Annotated in this window: 1 protein-coding gene and 1 pseudogene; both read left to right on the top strand. The window is 67.2% G+C overall.

The annotated features are described in order from the left end of the window. Positions 1-1,085, top strand: a 1,085-nt coding sequence (locus tag JCM9942_RS15835) for an FHIPEP family type III secretion protein (RefSeq protein WP_172675167.1), incomplete at its 5' end; no start/stop codon positions are given. Between the two features lie 150 nt (positions 1,086-1,235). After that, positions 1,236-1,425, top strand: a pseudogene (locus tag JCM9942_RS15840) (flagellar biosynthesis protein FlhF); the annotation flags it as partial.

The following is a 1,425-nucleotide window of genomic DNA, read 5'->3' on the forward strand; positions in this document are numbered from 1 at the left end:
CGGCCACCGTGCCCGGCGACATCCCGGGCCTGTCCCCGCCGCAGCCGGCCCCTACCGCCGAGCTGACCTGGGACGAACTGCGCCCGATCGATCCGCTGGGTCTGGAAGTCGGCTACCGGTTGATTCCGCTGGTGGACAAGGCCCAGGGCGGCGAGTTGATGGCGCGCATCAAGGGCGTACGCCGCAAGCTCACCCAGGATGTCGGCTTCCTGATTCCCTCGGTGCATATCCGCGACAACCTGGAGCTGCCGGCGACCGGCTACCGGCTGCTGATCCACGGCGTGCCGGTGGCCAGCGCCGAGATCCATCCCGACCGCGAACTGGCGCTGGATCCGGGCAGCGCACTGGGCCAGCTGGACGGTATTCCCGGCAAGGACCCGGCGTTCGGCCTGGACGCGACCTGGATCCAGCCACACCAGCGCGCCCATGCCGAGTCGATGGGCTACACCGTGGTCGACCCGGCCACCGTGGTCGCCACGCACCTGTCGCACCTGATCCGCGAACACGCGCCCGAGCTGCTCGGCCACGAGGAAGTGCAGCAGCTGCTGGCCACGCTGGCCAAGAGCGCGCCCAAGCTGGTGGAAGATCTCACCCCCAAGGCGCTGCCGATTTCCGTGGTCGCCCGCGTGCTGCAGAACCTGCTCACCGAGCGCATCCCGGTACGGCAGCTGCGCAAGATCGCCGAGGCCCTGGTGGAGAACGCCCCGCAGACCCAGGACCCGGCCATCCTTACCGCCGCCGTGCGCAACGCGCTGGGCCGTTTCATCGTGCAGGAGATCGCCGGAATGTCGGCCGAGCTGCCGGTGTTCACCCTCAACCCGCAATTGGAACGGGTCTTGCAGGAATCCACGCAAGGCAATGGTGCCGCACTGGAACCGGGTCTCGCCGAACGCCTCCATCAAAGTCTTGCCGAATGTGTGGGCAAGCAGGAGGCGCGCAACGAGCCGGCGGTGGTGCTGGTACCAGGCCCGGTCCGTGCCGCACTCGCCCGGATGGTCCGCCACAGCGTGCCCTCGCTGTCGGTGCTGGCCTACAGCGAAGTGCCGGAAGACAAGCGCCTGAAACTGGTCGGCACGATCAGTTGAGGCACTGGAAACCGGCACCCGCGACGGAAAACAGACATCTGAACCCTATCCGCAGCAATGAAGGACGAAGGAGCACCTCCCGCCATGCATGACATTGCCAACGCCCCCTCGCCTTCCTTGCAACCGCACTCCAATTCCCGGTACCACAGCATGAAAATCAAACGTTTCGTCGCCGCCGATATGCGTACGGCCATGAACCTGGTGCGCAAGGAGCACGGCCCGGATGCCGTGATCCTGTCCAACCGGCGGATCGAGGAAGGTGTCGAGATCGTGGCGGCCGCCAGCTACGACGAAGCCGTGGTGCAGCGCGCACTGGAAGCCGCACGCCCGGCCCCGCCGG

It is taken from the genome of Stenotrophomonas pictorum JCM 9942, assembly GCF_001310775.1.
Classification (GTDB): domain Bacteria; phylum Pseudomonadota; class Gammaproteobacteria; order Xanthomonadales; family Xanthomonadaceae; genus Stenotrophomonas; species Stenotrophomonas pictorum.